This is a genomic window from Furfurilactobacillus curtus (genome assembly GCF_054657915.1).
Genome location: NZ_BAAHXU010000001.1, coordinates 1,204,064 through 1,223,746, shown reverse-complemented (window position 1 = coordinate 1,223,746; position 19,683 = coordinate 1,204,064). Strand labels below are relative to the sequence as shown.

At 44.1% G+C, this 19,683-nt stretch carries 16 protein-coding genes; 11 read left to right on the top strand and 5 right to left on the bottom strand.

All coding sequences use genetic code 11. From position 1 onward, the window contains the following. Nucleotides 1-30 precede the first annotated feature (30 nt). The 3 genes from ACYQ0Y_RS05910 (at nt 31) to ACYQ0Y_RS05900 (ending at nt 4,256) form a co-directional block, all read left to right on the top strand. Nucleotides 31-555: a DUF1836 domain-containing protein gene (locus ACYQ0Y_RS05910; RefSeq protein WP_407884466.1), complete on the top strand. Its 525-nt coding sequence runs from the start codon at nt 31-33 to the stop codon at nt 553-555. A 346-nt stretch (nt 556-901) separates the two neighbouring features. Then, nucleotides 902-3,538 carry a bifunctional acetaldehyde-CoA/alcohol dehydrogenase gene (gene adhE, locus ACYQ0Y_RS05905; RefSeq protein WP_407884468.1) on the top strand — a complete coding sequence of 879 codons (2,637 nt, stop codon included), beginning with the start codon at nt 902-904 and terminating at the stop codon, nt 3,536-3,538. A gap of 136 nt (nt 3,539-3,674) precedes the next feature. Beyond that, nucleotides 3,675-4,256, top strand: coding sequence for a hypothetical protein (locus ACYQ0Y_RS05900; RefSeq protein WP_407884470.1), 582 nt, complete (start codon nt 3,675-3,677; stop codon nt 4,254-4,256). 698 nt (nt 4,257-4,954) lie between these two features. Here the strand turns inward: ACYQ0Y_RS05900 and ACYQ0Y_RS05895 are convergent. Further along, nucleotides 4,955-5,251, bottom strand: coding sequence for a hypothetical protein (locus ACYQ0Y_RS05895; RefSeq protein ID WP_407884472.1), 297 nt, complete (start codon nt 5,249-5,251; stop codon nt 4,955-4,957). Between the two features lie 106 nt (nt 5,252-5,357). On the opposite strand from ACYQ0Y_RS05895, the gene ACYQ0Y_RS05890 reads away from it, so the two are divergent. Further along, complete coding sequence (locus tag ACYQ0Y_RS05890; protein WP_407884474.1) at nt 5,358-6,038, top strand: CPBP family intramembrane glutamic endopeptidase; 681 nt, start codon at nt 5,358-5,360, stop codon at nt 6,036-6,038. Here ACYQ0Y_RS05890 and ACYQ0Y_RS05885 read toward each other — a convergent pair. Then, the gene (locus ACYQ0Y_RS05885; RefSeq protein WP_407884476.1) at nt 6,021-6,848 is read right to left on the bottom strand and encodes a sugar phosphate isomerase/epimerase family protein; all 828 of its coding nucleotides are present in this window, start codon (nt 6,846-6,848) and stop codon (nt 6,021-6,023) included. The two genes, ACYQ0Y_RS05890 and ACYQ0Y_RS05885, sit on opposite strands and share 18 nt — an antisense overlap. Nucleotides 6,849-7,072: 224 nt before the next feature. Between ACYQ0Y_RS05885 and ACYQ0Y_RS05880 the strand changes: the two genes are divergently transcribed. Beyond that, the gene (locus tag ACYQ0Y_RS05880) at nt 7,073-8,047 is read left to right on the top strand and encodes a DMT family transporter (RefSeq protein ID WP_407884478.1); all 975 of its coding nucleotides are present in this window, start codon (nt 7,073-7,075) and stop codon (nt 8,045-8,047) included. A gap of 1,146 nt (nt 8,048-9,193) precedes the next feature. Here the strand turns inward: ACYQ0Y_RS05880 and ACYQ0Y_RS05875 are convergent. Further along, nucleotides 9,194-10,000, bottom strand: a complete 807-nt coding sequence (locus ACYQ0Y_RS05875) for a Cof-type HAD-IIB family hydrolase (RefSeq protein WP_407884480.1) — start codon at nt 9,998-10,000, stop codon at nt 9,194-9,196. 185 nt (nt 10,001-10,185) lie between these two features. On the opposite strand from ACYQ0Y_RS05875, the gene ACYQ0Y_RS05870 reads away from it, so the two are divergent. From ACYQ0Y_RS05870 to ACYQ0Y_RS05855, 4 genes are all read left to right on the top strand, one after another. Next, nucleotides 10,186-11,073, top strand: a complete 888-nt coding sequence (locus ACYQ0Y_RS05870) for a PPK2 family polyphosphate kinase (RefSeq protein ID WP_407884482.1) — start codon at nt 10,186-10,188, stop codon at nt 11,071-11,073. A 15-nt stretch (nt 11,074-11,088) separates the two neighbouring features. Continuing rightward, nucleotides 11,089-12,618, top strand: coding sequence for a Ppx/GppA phosphatase family protein (locus ACYQ0Y_RS05865; RefSeq protein WP_407884484.1), 1,530 nt, complete (start codon nt 11,089-11,091; stop codon nt 12,616-12,618). A gap of 11 nt (nt 12,619-12,629) precedes the next feature. After that, nucleotides 12,630-14,798 (top strand): RNA degradosome polyphosphate kinase, encoded by a 2,169-nt coding sequence (locus ACYQ0Y_RS05860; RefSeq protein WP_407884486.1) that lies wholly within the window; start codon nt 12,630-12,632, stop codon nt 14,796-14,798. 90 nt (nt 14,799-14,888) lie between these two features. Further along, on the top strand, nt 14,889-15,818 hold the full coding sequence (locus ACYQ0Y_RS05855; RefSeq protein WP_407884553.1) for a Ppx/GppA phosphatase family protein: 930 nt from the start codon (nt 14,889-14,891) through the stop codon (nt 15,816-15,818). 896 nt (nt 15,819-16,714) lie between these two features. Here the strand turns inward: ACYQ0Y_RS05855 and ACYQ0Y_RS05850 are convergent. Further along, nucleotides 16,715-17,503, bottom strand: coding sequence for an SDR family oxidoreductase (locus tag ACYQ0Y_RS05850; RefSeq protein ID WP_407884488.1), 789 nt, complete (start codon nt 17,501-17,503; stop codon nt 16,715-16,717). A gap of 124 nt (nt 17,504-17,627) precedes the next feature. Here ACYQ0Y_RS05850 and ACYQ0Y_RS05845 point away from each other — a divergent pair, with 124 nt between their 5' ends. After that, nucleotides 17,628-18,185: a TetR/AcrR family transcriptional regulator gene (locus tag ACYQ0Y_RS05845; protein ID WP_407884489.1), complete on the top strand. Its 558-nt coding sequence runs from the start codon at nt 17,628-17,630 to the stop codon at nt 18,183-18,185. Between the two features lie 208 nt (nt 18,186-18,393). On the opposite strand, the gene ACYQ0Y_RS05840 is transcribed toward ACYQ0Y_RS05845, so the two are convergent. Continuing rightward, a complete protein-coding gene (locus tag ACYQ0Y_RS05840) occupies nt 18,394-19,086 on the bottom strand; it encodes a GDSL-type esterase/lipase family protein (protein ID WP_407884491.1) in 693 nt (230 codons plus the stop codon). 123 nt (nt 19,087-19,209) lie between these two features. Between ACYQ0Y_RS05840 and ACYQ0Y_RS05835 the strand changes: the two genes are divergently transcribed. Continuing rightward, nucleotides 19,210-19,641 carry a MarR family winged helix-turn-helix transcriptional regulator gene (locus ACYQ0Y_RS05835; protein ID WP_407884493.1) on the top strand — a complete coding sequence of 144 codons (432 nt, stop codon included), beginning with the start codon at nt 19,210-19,212 and terminating at the stop codon, nt 19,639-19,641. Nucleotides 19,642-19,683 lie beyond the last annotated feature (42 nt).

The window sequence follows — 19,683 nt, the reverse complement described above, 5'->3', positions numbered from 1 at the left end:
AACAGCCAATGATCAGCGGAGGATACAGTGATGGCAGATTCTTTTGAACGGTATCATAAGTGGGAACAACATTTAGCTGAAGTGACCTTGCCAAAGTGGGATGAGTTGCCGAAATTTGATCTGTATATGGATCAAGTGGTGGCCTATGTAAACGATACGTTAGGTCCACTGGACGTGGATTCAGTGACCCCCGCAATGATTAATAATTATGTTAAACACAACATCATCTTGGCGCCAGTGAAGAAAAAGTATCAGGTCATGCAGGTCGCGGATATTTTATTGATCGGCTTGCTGAAACCGACGTATGCGATGGACACGATTCGTCAAGGAATGGATCAAGTCACGGCTAGTCTTTTTCCTAAACGAGCCTATGACACATTTATTGACTTGATGTTATCCGGCTTACGTGGTGACTTACCAGAAGCGCCGGCAGATAATTTGAACGATCAGATGATGGTGACGGCTGTTCATGCCATTCTGGATAAAATGAAGTCAGAACAATTGTTGAGTTTGACCAAAGAAATCGTGACACCTAAACCAGTTGAACAGAAGTAAATAAAATTTTGTCATTCATTAATTGATAATTAACAGGGTGGTCTTTTCTTTTGAGAGAAGGCCTTTTTTTAGTTTGTCGTGAATGCCGATTGTGATACAGCTGCTTAAACCAAGGTTACTAGCGAGAGAAAGTTTCTGAATTCACAATTGGAAAATAAACGTTTTTTCGATAAAATAGAAAAATATTTACAACATAGCAAGCGCATTATCATAGAGTTAAGCGCTTACATTTTTCTAGGTATCAAAAACTTGGATCAAAATGCTTGAAAAGTTTTTACAACGTGTTAGACTACTAATTGTGAAAGAGATAACAAACAGACATCAATCTGATGGAGGCAAACAAAGCATGGTTGTAAAAGTTGATAAAAAAGCTGAAAAACAAACCACGAATGTCGCAAACATGATCCAAAAGTTGGTCGATAAGGGCCAAACAGCGCTCGCAAAAATGGATGGCTACGACCAAAAACGCATTGATCATATCGTGCACGAAATGGCAATGGCTGCCTTAGACAAACACATGGAATTGGCCAAACTGGCCGTTGAAGAAACTGGCCGTGGTGTCGTAGAAGATAAAGCAATTAAAAACATTTACGCGTCAGAAAATATCTGGCACAAAATTAAGGATGACAAGACAGTTGGTATTATCCGTGAAGATGATGTAGAAGAGATCACCGAAGTAGCTGAACCACTTGGCGTGATTGCCGGAATCACTCCCGTCACCAACCCAACGTCAACGGTAGTCTTTAAGGCTGAAATCGCCGTGAAGACCCGTAACCCGATCATCTTTGCATTCCACCCACAAGCTCAAAAGAGTTGTGTAGCAGCTGCGACGATTGTTCGAGACGCAGCAATTGCGGCCGGTGCGCCAGAAGGTATGATTCAATGGATCGACGAACCTTCCATTGAAGCAACGGATGCCCTAATTAACAATGATGGCATTGCTTCAACGTTAGCAACTGGTGGTCCTGGCATGGTGAAGGCAGCCTACTCAACTGGGAAGCCAGCTTTAGGCGTTGGCCCTGGTAACGGTCCCGTGTACGTGGAAAAATCAGCTAATATCAAACGGGCGGTTAACGACATTACGTTGTCGAAGACGTTTGATAATGGGATGGTTTGTGCATCCGAAAACTCAGCGGTGATCGATGCAGAAATTTACGACGAAGTAATGGCCGAATTTCAGCGTTTAGGTTCCTTCTTAGTTAAGAAGGCCGATCAAAAAGCCTTAGCTGACGCTATGTTTAATCCAGTGACACATGGTGTTAAGGGGCCAATCGCTGGTAAATCAGCTTATGATATTGCCAAATTAGCTGGTATCAAAGTCCCAGAAAACACGAAGGTTCTATTGGCAGAAATTGATGGTGTCGGTCCAGATTATCCATTGTCAGCTGAAAAGCTATCACCAGTCTTATCCGTCTACAAAGCAGCTTCTCGCGAAGAAGCCTTGAAGCGCTGTGAAGAATTGTTGAACTTTGGTGGCCTTGGCCACACAGCCGGCATTCAGACAGAGGATCAAGATTTGATGACCGAATTTGGCGTTCGCATGAAGGCCAGCCGGGTATTGGTTAACACACCATCAGCTGTTGGTGGGATTGGTAACATTTACAACAACATGATTCCTTCCTTAACATTAGGAACCGGTTCATGGGGTAAGAACGCTGTTTCGCATAACGTGTCATCCTTTGATTTGATCAACGTGAAGACGATTGCGAAACGGAGAAATAATATGCAATGGATTAAGATCCCAAGCAAAGTTTACTTTGAAAAGAATTCCGTTCGCTATCTAACTGATATGGAAGGCATTGAAAAAGTCTTCGTCGTTGCTTCACCTTCGATGGTTAAGAACGGTTATGTGGATATCGTGCGCGATCGGTTGCGTAAACGACCAAATGGCACAGACATTCAAATCGAAGTCTTTGATCAAGTTGAACCAGACCCATCAACGGACACAGTTGATCGTGGGGTTCGGTTAATGAACGAATTTAAGCCAGACACAATCATTGCCATTGGTGGTGGTTCGCCATTGGATGCAGCTAAGAACATGTGGATGTTCTATGAGCACCCAGGTGCTGACTTCTTCGGTGCTAAGCAAAAATACTTGGACATTCGTAAACGGACTTATACGTTTGAAAAGCCAAACAAGGCGAAGTTTGTCGCGATTCCAACCACTTCAGGCACCGGTTCTGAAGTGACCCCATTTGCCGTTATCACGGACTCACAGACCCATGTCAAGTATCCATTAGCTGACTACGCATTGACACCAGATGTTGCCATTGTGGACCCGCAATTCATTATGACGGTACCTAAGAAGACGATTGCCTACTCAGGCTTAGATGTCTTCTGCCACGCCTTAGAATCTTACGTTTCTAGCTTGGCCTCTGACTACACACGGCCATGGTCATTACAAGCCTTGAAGTTAGTTTTGAACAATTTGACCGCTTCATACAACGGTGACACGCATGCCAAAGAAGAAATGCATAATGCGTCAACGTTGGCAGGAATGGCCTTTGCTAATGCTTACCTAGGCATTAACCACTCGATTGCTCATAAACTTGGTGGGGAATTCGACTTGGCTCATGGACTATGTATCGCCATCACGTTGCCTCACACGATTCGGTACAATGCACAAATGCCAAACAAGTTGGCGATGTGGGCTAAGTACGAATACTACCGTGCTGATGAAGACTACGCTGATGTTGCTCGTTACCTTGGCTTAAAAGGCAACACGACTGAAGAATTAGTTGAAAGCTTAGTCCAAGCCTTTATTGACTTAGCACACAGTGTTGGTGTTGACTTGAGCCTGAAAGCTAACGGGGTCGACAAGAAGCACTTTGATAAAGTTGTCGATCATTTAGCAGAATTGGCTTATGAAGATCAATGTACAACAGCCAACCCGAAGCAACCGTTGATTTCCGAATTAAAGGAAATTATGGAAGAAGACTATGACGGCAAGGGTGTTGAAACAAAAACTCGTGGTGCCTACTAAAAGACATCAGTGGTCGGTAATAAGATAAGTTAAAGAGAATGATCGGGTTCACTCACAACGCTGTGAGTGAACCCGGTTTTTGTTATAATAAAAGTTCATTGAATTATTGGTCAGTCAGATGTCGAGGAGGGCGGTCATGCGTAGCCGAACAAACATTATTTTTATCGTTATTGCGGTATTGGCAATCGGGGTCAGTGTGTTAACAATTCACCCAGTTGCTCGCCAAACTGAGGCGACCCAGCCGTCGACATCAACTAACAAACCTCATTCAACGGTCAAAAAGCCGGCTAAAAATCAGACTCAGCGACCACGAAAGGCGGCCGTCAAACCTAAACCCGCTAAAAAGACTGCTGTCGCGACCCAGACTGTCGGTGGATATACGCTAACCAAGCGAGCAGTTGATTTGCCGACAGGCTTAGCTAATGGACAAGCGACCAACGAATGGTCGTCGCCAATTACGCTAACCTTGTCGACGTCGGCGTTAGCAAGCGGTAGTGATGGCAATTTGGTCCGTTTTGACGGTTTACAGGTAGGCCAATCTTATCGATTGTGGGTGCAACCTTCTGGTAGCGATCAGGCTTATGAAATTAATTACCAGCCAACCAGCGCGTCGCAATATGTTCCTACACCACTATTGCGAACGGTTTATGAAGCAGCGCAAAAGACGTCACCAGATGTTAGTCAACTGACAATTTATAATAGTCGTCGAGTTAATTAGACTGACAAAGCCAAAATCAAACTCCTATCAAGGGGGGATGGCTGCCGACCAACCTGGACTTCACGGGCATTCGGCTGGAACGCCGTGGACCTGCTTTGAACCCGGAAATACGCCGGTTTCAAAGTCAGGTCTTATCGTAAGCGCGTTGCGCTAACGATAACGACACTGGCTGAGCCGATGCCCGCTACGTTCAGGTTGATCTGTCTGTGGTTTAACTCGCTTATCTTTTGGCTTGATGCGTGATCTTATTTTGACACGTTCATTCTCGAATTATCTTGATCTGATCGAGCTTGTATATGCTGTAAAAGCCGCTTACTCTGGTTAGAATTAAGAACACCAAACACTGTTTGTCGGCAAGCAACGAACGAGTAGACTTATCAAGTGAAGTGAGCGTCTCGGTAATGATCGGCCGGAATATCGATGACAAGCGTGATTCCGCCAGAGTGTTGATGACTGATGTGCCAGCGTTAGCGGAATCGTGATTTTAACCGCAAAATGAGGCGCACTTAAACTTTATGCCAACGTATAAAAACGACTTTCACATGATGGATAAACCCCTCATCATGCGAAAGTCGCCTTTAATATCGGTTAATTACCAACTTATGCTTTGCGCTCGTTTTGTCGATTAGAAATCAAATTTATAGTTTACTGTTGATGCCCCAAATGCGTGTTTGCTGTCAGAGCGAATGTTGTTCAAGTTACGGCTTTTTGTGAGTAGCTTGATCGGCAAGTTTAGCAGCTTCTGCTCGCTGAGCTTCGAATTTACGCGCATGATCTGCTGCAATATCTAACTGTTTGTCAACTAGTTGTTTAGCTGCAATCTCGCGAAGATCATGTTTACCAATCGCGGCCTGACGTGGGCCGTCGTCGGCGTCTAAAATGGCTTGTGCGTACGCGGCAAAATCACTTTTGAATTGAGCGGTTACTTTGAAATGGGGACCAAAATACGCGTCCACAGTTTGCCAAAGCGTTGTAATTTCATTTTGAGTCATCATTATCGCCACCGTTTCTATTAGATTAGGCTCATTATAAGTCCGAATTATGGCAGAATCACTAAAACAGGCTTATCATTGGTCGAATTATAAAGGGGGAGATTTGAATATGGCAGATCGAATGCGACGCTATCTATCTGGAGTGGGGGCAATGCTTGGATTGTATCTGTTGGAGCAGTTGGCCATTGCGCCAACTTATTTGCCAACATTATTAAAACTATCCTCCTGGCCTGCTCAATTAGGTATCTGGATCATCACAACAGTTTTATGCGGCTTGGTTTTTTGGTTACTTTGGCGATTGTATCAACATGGGCTAGCTCATCGACAGCCCTCCTATTTTAGGCCACGGCCTACTAGACCACGGCAATGGCTGATTTTTGCTCTAATGCTCGTGGTATTGTCAGCCTTAATTATTAGTCAAGAGCTCATTCATACTAGTTCGTCTGAAAATCAAAAAGCGGTTGAGCAGTTGTTTAATGGCACACCGTGGTTAACTAGTTATTTAGCAGTTTTCATCGGGCCGGTATTGGAAGAAATGATTTTTCGCGGTTTATTTTTCAATTACTTCTTTATGAAGTTGACGACACCATGGGTTAAAGTGCTGGGTGTTGTGATTAATGGCCTTTTATTTGCGCAGATACATACTTCTCTGTGGTCACCAGGTGCATGGGTATACTTTGCTACAGGAATGATTTTGGCGACCACATACCTTGAAACTAAGGATATTCGGTATGACATTAGTTTACATGTCTTAAGTAATGCTTTTTCAACTTTATCGATGTTGTTCTAGTTGGTGCGCTAGATTAGTCAAGTAGCGGTGGGAAGCTAGCATTTCCCGGTCATTTGTTTGATCAGCTAGGTTCACTTCATAGATACTGCTTGCTTGTGGATTTAATCGCGGTAGGACGCGCGCCCAGTCAATCCGCCCAGTTCCTAATGGCAGGCTATCGTGTGTGAGTCCGAATGAGTCCACGAGATGGTAGTGAACGACGTGGGGTGCTAAATGTGTCAATGAGGCCATCAGCACGTCATTGTCACCATGACTTTTGATAAAGCAATGACTGGTGTCAAACGCAAGCCGATAGTGGTGGTTAAAGATCATCTGATCCATGGTTGGGTCACCATAGAAAAATAACGGTGAGATCGAATTTTCAAACATGATGTGAGTGCCACCTTGTTCGGCATATTGATCAAGACGTTCAAAAACGACGGCCTGTGCAGTGGCTAAATCTGGGTACATGTCGATAAATTGTTGAGTTTGGCGCGAATAAGAACCATGCAGTAACAATTGAATGTCATTTGCTTGCGCAAGCGCAATTAGCGTGTCGGAACTATACCGGAGAAATTGGTAGAGTTCCGGCATTTTTTTGGCCGGGGTGACCATCTCCACGAACCAACCCTTGTAACGCATTGGTTGATGTAACACGATTCGGTCCGTGACTTGTTTAACTTCATCAATAGCGGTCTGTAAATGCTTAAGGCCGGCAGTCGTTAAGTCATTTTGATCTAGAAAAAATTCAAAGACATCGGGGTGATCGGCTAAGCGTTGCCGATACTGATCAGGATTAGTACTTCCCTTTAAACCTAACAATGGTTGCATGGTGAATCAGACCTCATTTCTTAAACTGACGCTGATCATTGCGGATACGTAATTGGTCTCAATGATTTCAATCGTCATTCAAGCCAGTTTTGTTAACGTACCGCAGTATGCGGATCAACTTACGCTGCTTTACTGGTATGGTATGATGAAAAGGTAGTTTTTTAATCATCACGGACGTTCGGCAACGCCCGCTTGGCATTTAGAGAGGGGAATTAGATTTAACCGTGAAAGTTAAAACGCTCGTCTACGTCTTAATTTCAACTTTTTTATTTAGCTCAATGGAAATCGCCTTAAAGATCGCTGGGGGTAGCTTCAATCCCATCGAACTTAACTTTATTCGTTTTCTTTGTGGCGGTCTAGCTTTATTACCAATTGCAATTCATACATTACGACGGCGCCAACAACACTTGCATTGGCGAGATTGGTTTGCGTTTAGTGTCACTGGGTTTGCTTGCGTCGTGGTTAGCATGACGTTGTACCAGATGGCGATCCAAGCGACAGCAGCATCCACGGTGGCAATTTTATTGAGTGCGAATCCGGTGTTTGGGATGTTAATTGGCTTAATTTTTCTTGGTGAACGCATGACGCGAACGAACACGATTGCGGTTATCTTGACCCTGATTGGTTTAATTGTCATCATTGATCCGTTTAAACTTACTAATCCGTTGGGGATTGTATTAGGGCTGGCCTGCTCAATCACCTTCGGACTTTACGGGGTGATTTCACGAGTCAACGCCAATCAACGCCACTTTGATGGGCTGACGATGACCTGCTTTTCATTTATCGCTGGGGCCTTTGAATTAGGTGTCTTGATGTTATCAACGCATATTCCCATTGAAGCTAATGTGTTACGCGGGATTAAGGGCTTTAGCGACGTGCCTTTCTTTGCTAATTTAAGCTGGCAAGCACTGCCACTGCTGGCTTATGTCAGCATCTTAGTGACGGGGGTCGCTTTTGGGCTCTACTTTATCGTGATGGATGAAGCGGGAATTCCCGTTGCCTCATTGATCTTTTTCATCAAACCAGCATTGGCCCCGATTTTAGCACTGATTGTGTTAGGTGAACCGATCTATGTGAATACGGTCATCGGAATTGTCATCATTTTGATTGGTTCCGTGGTCACGCTCGTTGGTGAAAAGATTGCGCTTACGATGAGCGATTGGTGGCATCCATTTGGTCATGGACATTCGTCGCATTAGCAAAACTTAACTTTTGAAAACGGCTGAATTGACGCTAAAAAGCGATCTTCCTGAAGTGAACCCCCCGAGTTGGACAAAATCCAACTCGGGGGGTTTTACTATGACCAAATATAATGATGAATTTAAAGCAAAAATTGTCGCAGAATACTTAGCCGGCGTTGGCACTTAATGGTTCGGGGATATATATTGCGGTGGACTTTTGTTCGTTGAGCGGATTGCGTAATGGGGAACCGACTTGGAGTTGGTTGCCTATCCCGCAAATATAAAGTGTGCGACGACCGGCAATGATTAGTAATTTGATCCGAAAATGGACCCACGAACAGACATAGCCAACGAGCAATCTAACAATTACCAACTTGCCACAACAGGTGTGGCATCCCAAGCTAAAAATAAGTCTAAAGCTTGCTAACGCATAACGAACGCGTTACACTTTCAGTGAAGAATTTACAGGGATATGTTCCCTTCAACTCTCGTGTCTTGCAGCACGAGAGTTTTTTTGTATTTAAAAACGCCCCTAGCTTGCAGACTAGAGACGTCATTCGATTACTTAGCAGTAATCGTCGTTAAGCTCAAACAAACTATAATCACAAGGACTACAATCGGTAAGAACTTGAAGAATTTACTAAGGGTAATGTTCACCCTCTTTAGTCAACTTTGAGTTAGTGCAAACTGACCGGACACAATCATACCATGATCGAATAATTAGTAGTTTAAATACTTTTTCGCAAGCGCGTTTCACGAGTGATAATGACTGGTAAAATCACCTAAACTACTGCTTAAAAGTCAACTTCACAAACTTTATAGAACAAAAAAACGGCTTGCGTCCTATTAGATGGGAATTCGCAGGCCGTTCTGTTTTGTTTACTCTGTAATTGTCCCCGTTCATTTTTGGTCTGTCATTCCAATTGTGGATGTTGTTTCCTCTGATTTTAGTCTGTATCCAATTCTCAACTTGGCTGTCTCTGACTCAACGTTTTAGGAGTCCCAGGTCTCGGTTGCTGGAAGTGGTTCCCCGTTTTGGCGATTTAGATTGGAAATGAAATGTAGATTTTAGCGTCGCCCCAGATTCTTTTTGTGAGGCGGGTAAAAATGATCAAAATTTAGTGAGGTTAGTTTAATCAGGCAATAACAAAATTTACTGCTAGTTTACCGACTAAAATCAAACTGTTCTAGGAATTGGGCGACACCGTCTGCATCGTTGGAGGTGGTCACTGCATTGCCCGCCGCCTTGATTTCCGGCTTACCATTACCCATAACGACACCGATGTTAGCGGCTTTAAGCATGCCTAAATCATTTTCAGCATCACCAAAGCTCATCAGGTTATCGAATGTCCAACCATAATGGGCGAGTAGCGCGTTTAGGCCCACACGTTTATCCATGTCTTTAGCGAGAAATTCGAGAATTTTAGGTTGCGAACGCACCACGTGATAGTGATCGTTCATCGTCTGCGTGAGGTTTGCCACCGCTTCATCCAAGACTGGTGCGTCAAAGGACATGACGGCTTTACTGTAGTCGGCATCAGGTAATTGTTCGAAGGATACGTGAGTGAAGGTTAGGTTAGCGTTTAACATCTGCTGATAATAAGAAGGGCGTAGATCAGATAATGGCCAAACCTGCTCAAAGTCCAAGACATCTAGTGGGTAATTATGGGCCACACAGTAATCATGGAGGGGAATTAAATCAGCCTTGGGTAGTCCTTGCTTAAATAGTTCAGCGTGACCGACATTTTGAATCACGAGCGCACCGTTAAACGTAATCGTGTAATCGTCAGGTTGTGTCAGCTCGAGTTGTTCAAGGTAGTGCCAGATGGCATTGATCGGACGACCAGTGCACAGCACGATTTTTAGCCCTTGTTGGTGTAGCTGCTTTAAAATGCGTTCATTTCTGGAACTGATTTTTTTATCACTGGTCAACAGTGTCCCATCCAGATCTAATGCAATCATTTTAATCATTTGAAAGTTCCTCGCAATCATTCATTTTGGTCAGTTTGGCGGCGTTTCATTCTAAGGCTAGCCTAGCATAATTTGCCGAGTAGCGACGCCGAGATCATAAAATTGTGATGTTTCACGCATGATTGATTTATCTTTGCCATGCAAGTCGCTAGAATAAAGGTAATCACAGAGAGGAGCGTGGCGACATGGATTATGAGAAGACTTATCGGTTTGATGAGGGACGACATTTAGATTTGAAGCATGTGCCAACTAGTGTCTCCGAACCGGCACCGGATAAGGAGACTATTAAGCGACAACTAGAAGCTAATTTAGTGAAGCTAGACGCCCTTCAAAGTAAACTTTACGCGCAGGCAACAAATGGCGTGGTCATTTTATTACAAGGGATGGATGCAGCTGGAAAAGATAGCATGATTCGCCACGTTATGAGCGGGTTAGACCCAGAAGGGACATCGGTGGTCAGCTTTAAGCAACCGACCTCAAACGAACTTGCGCACGATTACTTGTGGCGGATTTCAGCTGCGTTGCCGCGTCGTGGTAGTATTCAAATTTTTAATCGCTCACAGTATGAAGACGTACTGATTAGTCACGTTCATCCGGAAATTCTGACAAGTCAGCATATTCCAGGCATTAACCGGGTTGAAGATGTCACCAAGGCATTCTTTGATCAACGCTATGACGATATTGTGCATTATGAGGATTATTTAGCCCACAATGGGTTTGTGATGTTGAAATTTTTCTTGCACTATTCCAAGGCGGAGCAGAAACGTCGGTTTGAAAAACGGATTGAAGTACCGGACAAGAACTGGAAATTTTCGGCGGCCGATATTAAGGAGCGTGGTTTTTGGGATCAATATCAACAGGCTTATGAAGAAATGTTGACGCATACGGCAACTAAAACCAATCCATGGTATATCGTGCCATCAGATTCGAAATGGTGTTCACGGTTAATCGTTTCAGAAATTTTAACGAAACGCTTCGAGGCCTTAAAACCTGAGTATCCAGTGGTGACAGCGGCCCAAAAGCAACAACTTCACCAGATTTTAGATCAATTACAAGCCAATCAAGATAGTTAGGAGATTATCGGCGCGATGGCAAAAAGTAATTTATACGGTGCGATGGTTCTCACTGCGCAAGATATGCAGTTAATGATTATTGATCAAAAAAGTCAGGTCGTTTTAGAGCGGATTAGTGCACCACTACATTTAGGCGCTGACTTATTTGAAGGCCACCGGCTAGATCCGTCCGTCGGCGACGAAGTGATTGTGATTTTGGAGCGATTTTTACAAATACTGCGCGATTATCACGTCACGAATTATCGCTTGGTGGCCAGCCACACGATTGCGCGCGCCGAAAATATTGATTATATCCGTGATCATATTTTTATTATGACCGGTGAAACACTCCATTTCATGACGGTGAATGAAGAATCGTTGTTTGCCTACGAGGCTGCAGCCCAGCTACTACCGGATTTTGATAAACTCATCAGTGGTCATACGGTGCTAATGCAGATTGGGGCCAGTATGGTCCACTTCATGTTGTTTATCGATGGGCAATTGTTGTTAACTCGAGAATTGTTCTTAGGTCCGATGCAAGTGGCGACGCAACTGCAAGATTTAGAGCATCGGGTAGAGTCCTATCAAGAAATGCTTAGTGATTATTTGCATTCAAAATTGGTCAGTCTCTATCAATTCTTACCAGAACAGCGTTTTGATCGCGTGATTTTGATGGGTTCTAAGCTGCACTTGTTAGATCATCTGATTCCGCGCGGTCAACGTTTTGTTGAGTTGAGTCTGGCTGATTTTGATCAACAATTTCAACGAGTGGTGGAGATGACACCGCAAGATTTACTGAACGAAAGCAACATTCCGGCGGATCAGACCAACGAGGTCCTGCCATTATTTCTGTTATTGGATGAAGTCTTCGATCATTTACAGGTGAAGCAAATTGAATTAACGGACTTTAAAGTTATCGACGGCTGTGTCATTGATGAGGTCGGACACCATCATCAAAATGCGCATAACACGGATCCAACCAGTCAGGTTATGTTGAGTGCGGCTTATGAATTGGCCCGACGCTTTCACGTGGACGAACAGCACCAGCAGTCAGTCGTTAAATTTGCGACACAGTTATTTGATCGTTTGAAAAAGTTACATGGGTTAGGCGCCCATGAGCGATTATTGTTACAATTAGCGGCAATCTTACAAGATAGTGGGCTCTTCATTGATAGTACTCGCCATGCGTTTCATTCTGAATACATCATCAATCATTCAGAAATGCTGGGGTTACGAGCAGATGAACAGGTCGCCGTTGCCGCGATTGCACGGTATCACAGCTCTGAAACCGTATCGGCTGATTTGAGTCGATTTAACATCAGCATGGCTAATCGGATGGTCATGGTTAAGCTAGCAGCGATTTTGCGGCTCGCTGATGCGCTAGATGACAGTCGGTTACACAAAATTTCAAGTATTAGCGTTTCGATTAAAAAACCGCAAGTTATTATTCGGGCAACCGCCAATGATGATATTGAATTAGAGACCTGGACCTTCAATAAAAAAAGACGCTTTTTTGAGGAAATTTACGGGTTCACCCCGCAGTTACAACGCACGGGACGCTTTTAAGGAGGATGACCATGGCCTATACAGAGCCAAACTTATATGTAAATCGTGAATTGAGCTGGGTGGATTTTGATGACCGGGTCCTAGAAGAAGCGCGTGATAAAAACAATCCATTGCTAGAACGCGTGCGCTTCTTAGGCATTACGCAAAGCAATTTGGATGAATTTTATATGGTGCGCGTGGCGTCGTTACGAAAGTTGGAAGATGTTAACTACACGATACCTGATGCTTCGGGGATGGATGCGGCGGCCCAATTAAAGGCCATCAGTACCAAGGTTCATCAATTAGTTGAGAAGCAATATAGTACCCTGAATCGTTCATTATTGCCGCAATTAGAAGCGATTGGTGTTCATCTGCGAACCTTCGATGAGCTGACGACAACGCAAATTAGCTACTTAACCCAATATTTTCGGGAAGTCTTGTATCCGGTGTTAACGCCGATGGCCGTGGATGTTTCGCGACCATTTCCATTCGTCAGCAATAATACACTTAACATCGCGATTCGATTGATTAAAAATACTAAAGACGAAGCAAGCGGCAAGCGGGAACATCGGTTTGCGACGATTCAAGTGCCAGACACCTTTGATCGCGTGGTGACACTGCCGGGAACTAATGAGTTTATTCTATTGGAGGAAGTTGTTAAACACTTTCTTGGCGAGCTGTTTACGGGTTTTAAGATTAAAGAAGCGCAGGCCTACCGGGTGATTCGCGACATGGACTTTGACGTTACCGAAGAAGATGCTAGTGATTTGTTGAAAGAAGTCGAGCATGAGTTAGCGGTGCGTGACCATACGCAGGTGATGCGTTTGGAAATTGAAGCGGATATGTCCAAACAACTGCGTAAACAGTTAATCAAGGATTTAGAGACTCGTGATGCTGGCGTGTTTGACATTAATGGTCCGATTGATTTGCGTTTCTTAGGTAAGCTGGTCAAAAAAATCAAGGGACATGATGATCTGTTGTACCCTTCATTTAAGGGCTATACGCAACCCGCATTGCGGCAGGCGGATTTATTCGCAGCGATTAAAGCACATGATATCTTTGTTCAACATCCCTATGACAGCTTTGAACCTGTTGTGAAGTTTGTCCAACAAGCGGCGACTGATCCAGACACACTGGCGATTAAAATGACATTGTACCGGGTGTCCTCGCAATCGCCAATCATCAAGTCCTTAGCTCAAGCAGCGCGCAATGGTAAGCAAGTCACAGTCCTAGTGGAATTAAAAGCGCGATTTGACGAAGAAAATAATGTTAAGTGGGCTCAGATGCTTGAGCGTGAAGGTTGTCATGTTATTTACGGGTTGGTTGGTTTGAAGACCCACTGCAAGCTATTACTGGTTGTACGCCAGGAGCCAGATGGCATCAAGCGCTACATGCACATGGCGACTGGGAATTACAACGATGTCACGGCCAAATTGTATACGGATATGGGGTTGTTCACGGCTGATCCCTTGCTGGGTGTGGATGCCTCTAATGTTTTTAACATGTTGTCTGGTTTTAGCGAACCAGACCATTTCGAACGCGTGGCCATTGCACCAACAACATTGCGCAATTTCTTATATGATCGAATTGATGATGAAATCAACCATGCCAAGGCGGGGAGACATGCCGCAATTCGAATGAAGATGAATTCATTGTCAGATCGTGGCATGATTCAAAAATTGTATGAAGCGTCCGCGGCTGGCGTGTCAATCGATTTATTAGTTCGTGGTATTGTCTGTCTTAAGGTGGGAATTCCTGGTGTTTCGGATCATATTACCGTGCATTCGATTGTCGGACGCCTGCTAGAACATAGTCGAATCTACGAGTTCTACGCGGATGGTGAACAGCGTACGTATTTGGCTTCTGCCGATTTGATGACGAGAAATATCAGTCGACGTGTGGAATTATTGTTCCCCGTTTTGCAGGATGATGTCAAAACGGAAGTTCAGCGTATTTTTGACCTAATGTGGGCCGATAACGTCAAAACGCGTGTTTTACATCCGGATGGTGTTTGGCAAAAGGTCGATCGTCGAGGTTTAGCGCCTTTAAACGTGCAAGAAACGTTGATTAAAGAGGCTGCTCAAAAAAGCACCGCGTTAAACAAGACAGTTGCTCAACGTCCACAGACACCTTTCGTTCCATTGATGCGGCCGTTAGATGAGTTATTAGATGAGGATGAAACAGATACTGACGATGAATGACTTGAACAACTTGACGATTTCTGAGAATGAAAGGGGCCAATTCGAGTGGAAAATTTTGCGGTGATCGATTTAGGATCAAATTCATGTCGTATGACAGTCACTGAAATTGAAGAGGATGGTAGTTTCAAACGTGGCCAGATGACAAAAGCCTTTGTTCGCTTATCAGAGGGCATGGAAGCCAGTGGTGAACTACAAGAGCTACCGATGGCACGGACGATTACAGCTCTGCAAGGCTTTTATGCGGTTTACTCAAAATTAGAGAATCTCACGTTGCGAGCAGTCGCCACAGCGGCTGTTCGTGGTGCTAAAAATCAAGCCGATTTTCTTGAACGAGTGAAGCAACAGGTTCACGGGTTAGAAATTCAAGTGATTACGGGTAATGAAGAAGCTAATTATGATTATTTAGGTGTGATTAACACGCTGCCGGTAACGAATTGCGTCATTATGGACACTGGCGGTGCTTCATGTGAACTAGTTTTGGTTCAAAATGGCCGGGTCCAGAATTTGGTCAGTCTGCCATTTGGCTCGGTTAACCTATCGGAAACATTTTTAGTGCATGGTACCGATCAAGTAGCCGCAGTGGATCTGTTCCGGCTGTCCACAGCTGTCCAACGATTATTTAACGGAATTTGGTGGCTACATCGTGGACAAAATTTGCCAATCGTCGCATTGGGAGGTTCCAACCGGACGATAGCTAAAATCCGCCGTAAAGAAAAAAAGGTTGCTGATTATGAAGATATTCATGGCTTTCGAATGACAGTGGCCGAAGTCGATGATGTATACGCCAATATTATTGGACGAAATCTTGCTCAGCGTAAGGCAATTCCGGGATTGTCTAAGGATCGTGCCGATATCATTGCGGCTGGGATTACCCCGATTGTGACGATTATGCGGACCTTGGATTCGGGGCGTGTCGTTTTCTCAGAAAATGGGGTGCGTGAAGGAATTCTATATGAGCACCTAGCCGATTTGCGCGCGCATGGTCGCATTGGCGAGGTAGATAAATCGGCAAAGAAATGATGGTTGATTGCATTGATCACGGTGTGGTTCGCCGACTGGCTAAAGCGACGACACCGGAAGTAAAATAGTTCAAGCAGCCTTTAGCCCACCTAAAAGCCCCCTAGCAGCGTCATCTGCTAGGGGGCTTGGTATTTCGTGTCTCAATATGTTCTTGAAGAGATATTGTAACCCGACTGTATTGAGCCTTGCAAGCATTAAGATAGCCTTAGATGGTGCCAACCTTTGATGGGTTGGCAGGTAAGACTAATGCTGAATTAAACTTTTACAGGGTTGTTCACTGCCGACCAGGCTGGGCTGCGCGGGTATTCGGCTGGAACGCCGTGAGCCTGCTCTGAACCTGGAAGAGCACCGGTTTCACAGTCAGGCTTTATCGTAAGCGAAGTACGCTAACGATAACGACACTGGCTGAGCCGATTCCCACTACGCCCAGCCTGGTCTACTTGCCGGCCAATTCGCCTATCTTTCGACTTGCGGCGTGATTGCTTCCATCGGGCATACCGAAGGCGACTTTGACCCTATTAGACAAGCTGTGGGCTTGCCATCTTCGCTATACTGTGCCAACACTCGTGTCTAGCGTTCGTTCGCGAATTTCTTTGATTCGATAGGCTTGTCGCCTAGAATCTGATTCGGCAGTTTGTTGATCGGCTTCTTCTTGGGTTCACCCTAAAGCTGCTTGTCCGGTTAAAACAAACCGGGAAAAACACTGTTGAACTTCAAACAACGAAATACCGGAATTTTCAACTGAAGTGATCATTTCGGTGATGCTTTGTTGCCATAACGGAAACAAGTGGTGACAAGAGGCGCCAACCCACTAACTAAAACTTGACACTAACGTCCATCCCCCCAAACCACCATAGCTAACTAGTTCCACATGCCGATCTTTAATTTACGTTGATTTAAATCAGGCCATTGGGAAAGTATTGCGGAATCATGGTCGTGGCTAAGCGATGTTCGGCTGGATCAGGGGCAATTTTTCCTGCTAAACGCATCCCTTTTGATAACCCTGGATTGACGCGCTTTTTATCTTGGTTCATTCCCTTAAGGGCAGCCGTAATTAAATCAGGCAACTTCATGTTTCCTGGGGCAGTCGTTGAGGATACTGATTCTAGATTAGTTTCAGCAACCATTGGCGGTACCAGCTCCATGACGTGTACTTGAGTTGCGCCAATTGATTGTAGTTGTTCGTGTAAAGCATCAGTGAACATGTGTACACCGGCTTTAGAGGCGGAATAACTAGGGTGCGTGGCCACGCCTAAATTAGCTAATCCGGAAGAAATATTGACGATGAGCGCCTCAGGTTGTGTCCGCAGTTGATTGATCAATAGTTTATCCACGGCAATCGTCCCAATTAAATTTGTTTGAATATCACTGACAAGCGCGTTTACGGACACCGATTCATCAAACAAACTGAAAGCGCGCATTGTTCCGGCAGAATTAATGACGATGTTTAGTTTGGGATAATGAGTCTTCAACCAACTCGGTAGGGCAGCGAGTGTCTCGGGCCGACTGACATCGGCTTGATAAGTGGCAAATTTTGGGTGTCGCTGTTGGACTTGCGTTAATTTTGTTTGATTGCGACCTAAGATGATGATTTGATTATCGGCTTCGTCAAGTCGTTCGGCCAACGCTAGCCCGATGCCAGAAGTGCCGCCCGTAATGAGAATAGTATTATTCGTTAATTTCATGATGACCTCCAAAAAGTATCAGATTAGTTTGGTTACAAAAACTGTTTTGCGTAACTTTTATCAAAGCTTAACGCGTTAAGTTACTAAATGCAAGTTTTGTAACAAAAAATGTTATACTAAATGCATGGCGAAATTAACGAAGGCTCAAATTCTCGACACAGCAGAATTATTAGTAGAGCAAAATGGCATTCAAGGCGTTACCTTGGCGGCGGTTGGAGCAACTCTTGGCGTTAGTCATGCCGCTTTATATAAACATTTTAGTAACAAACAAGACCTGTGGACATCGTTAGCGCTGCGGTGGTTAAATCAAGCACTGCAACGATTATTTCCATTTGATACAAGTGATCAAACGGATAAATTAACCATCGCTCACGATTGGTTATGGGCGTTAACGGTGGATAAGATGGCGGCTTATCATGATGACCCACGGATGTTTACGGTATATACAACCTATATTGACGATAATCCCAAGGCGTTAACCATTCATATTACTGATTTAGCACAAAGTTTGGCTGCCGCATTATCGACTGACAAATTGACGGTTGTGGACGCTGTTTTGCAGGCCTTTTCGATGTTTTCCGCACCGGCCTTTGCACCGAGTTGGGGGTCTGCCACTAAAGCTCAATTTGAGGGTGTATGGACACTGGTTGCTCCGGGCTTGAAAGAATCATTAACCACATAGGTTGTTAATGATTGCGATCGTCTTAGATGGAATGAACGTTGGCGATCGATATGCTTTTGAGAGGAACCAAATGGATAAATTGGTTGCCCGTTGGTAGTGATTATTTTCGGCGATGGGCTGTCTTGGGTTGGACTTTAAAAGCCGTTATTTTCTCTTAATTGGGAAAATAGCGACTCTTCGTGTGCGGCCTGTTTTGATTAACTTGAAATTAATTGAAATACGGACGAAGGTTGTTTAATACAAGTTCAAATCCGGCTGGTGATAAATGGGTGCCGTCAAAAGTGAGTTCCTTTTTCAAGTAACCATTTTTGTCTGTCAAACCAGCATTGGCATCAATGTAAGCGATCTTTAGGCTGGCAGCTAAGTCGGCCACTTTTTTATTAGCCTGTGAGAGCTGATCATTTGATCTTGTCTCGTTAAATTGATGGACTGCTCGTTCTTTTTCTGGATTTGACTGACTGAAATCAGCTTGAGCATTCATGGGATAATATTTCATAACATAAATTTGAGTTTTTGGTAGACGTATCTGAATCTGATTGAGGATTTTTCGATAATTATTTAAAAAGGTGGTCTCAGGGACATTAAAGCCTAAGTCATTGGATCCGATGTTGATAAAAATTTTGCTGGGGGCTAAGTCAAAAATTTGGACATCTAAATGGGCTAATAAGTCCGCTGTCGTCGTTGCTCGCACGCCACGATTATAAATGTGTTTCGGTAAATTTAACGCCCGTTCTTTTTCCCACTTTTCAATGGGAAAAATTTCCATGAGCGAGCTTCCGACAAATACGATCTGTCCAGCAGTGACTTGTTGATTGGCAATTGCGTATTTTGCGTATAACTCGGTTTGAAATGCTTTGATTTTTGGATCTAAATTCGTGAGGGATGTTGTCTGATCAGTCATGGCTATTGCCTCTTTTTATGTTAGTATATCTTACAGTTAGATATACTAACTTAGCGACTAACGTTCGTCAAATAATTAGTTCAACCAGTGAAACTTTGATTTGCTTTGGAAGTGAGAATGAGAATGTCAGATAAATTAGTCATGCAAAATTTGCAATTACAGACACAATTATTACAGGCGGCCCGACAACAACGCGCGTTGATTAATCAGCAATTGACAGCAACATTTGATGTGACCGATCAACAGGCTGCCGTGCTGGAATTTGTGCAAGATCATCCTGGACGTATGCAAAAGGATGTCGCAGAAATGTTACACCGCCGTGCCGCGACCGTCTCATCACTGTTAAAAAGACTTGAAACCGGGAACTATTTGATTCGAAAAATTCCAGTCGATAATACGCGCCAAAAAGTTTTATTGATCACGGAGCAAGGCCGAGCGGTGGTCGCTGCTTTCAAACAATCTCGACAGGTGGCGGCAAATAAAATGGGTTCCCAATTAACTGATGATGAACAGCAACTATTCTTGAGCTTGCTGCAAAAACTCACCAATGATTGAGTGAAAACAAATCAAAAACGTCATTCATGATGAATGGCGTTT